1 protein-coding gene is annotated in these 906 nt (G+C 73.7%); it reads left to right on the top strand.

The window, feature by feature from the left end; all coding sequences use genetic code 11:
* Positions 1-906 (top strand): condensation domain-containing protein (locus CRT60_RS00075; RefSeq protein ID WP_244592179.1); only part of this gene is annotated, 906 nt, incomplete at both ends.

Here is a 906-nt window from a genome sequence, read left to right as displayed (position 1 = left end):
CGCCGAGCAGGGCAGCGTCGGCGGAGCGCTGTCGCTGACGCCGATCCAGCGCTGGTTCTTCGAGGAGCCGATCCCCAACCGCAGCCACTGGAACCAGTCGGTGCTGCTGCGGCTGCGTCGGTCGGTCGATCCGGCGCTGCTGGAGCGGGCGCTCTCGGCCCTGCTGGCCCATCACGACGCCCTGCGGCTGGTCTTCGCCGGCGACGGGAGCGCCCGGCACCTGCCGCCCGACGCGTTGCCGCCGGTGCTGTGGCACCGCGTTGCCGCCGATGCCGGGGCGCAGGAGCGGCTGTGCGAGGAGGCCCAGCGCAGCCTCGACCTCGAACACGGCCCGCTGCTGCGCGCCCTGCTGGTCGAGCGTAGCGATGATGGGGAGCAGCGCCTGCTTCTGGCGATCCACCATCTTGTGGTGGACGGCGTGTCCTGGCGCGTTCTGCTGGAGGATCTGCAGCTGGCCTGCACGCAGCTGGAGCGGGGCGAAGCGGTGGTGCTGCCGGCCAAGACCGCCTCCTTCCAGTCCTGGGGCGAGGCCCTGCGCCGCCACGCCGCGAGCGGGGCGCTGAGGGATGAGCTGTCCTGGTGGCGCGACAGCCTGACGGGGGCTCCGGCCGGGCTGCCGGGGGTGGCGGAGCCGGTCTCCCCCGAGACGCTGAGGGTGGCGACATCCGCCGTGGCGCGGACGCGGCTGGATGCGGGCTGGACGAAGCGCCTGCTGTCGTCGGCGCCCGCTGCGTACCGGACGCGGGTGAACGATCTGCTGCTGACGGCGCTGTCGCGGGTGCTGTGCCGGTGGAGCGGCGCAGCGTCGGCGCTGGTGCAGCTGGAGGGTCATGGCCGCGAGGAGCTGGTGGGCGGCCTGGACCTCAGCCGCAGCGTCGGCTGGTTCACCACCGCCTATCCGGTGCA

Source organism: Azospirillum palustre (assembly GCF_002573965.1).
Taxonomy (GTDB): Bacteria; Pseudomonadota; Alphaproteobacteria; order Azospirillales; family Azospirillaceae; genus Azospirillum; species Azospirillum palustre.
The sequence above is the reverse complement of the archived record's forward strand: the minus strand, read 5'-3'. Positions and strand labels throughout refer to the sequence as shown.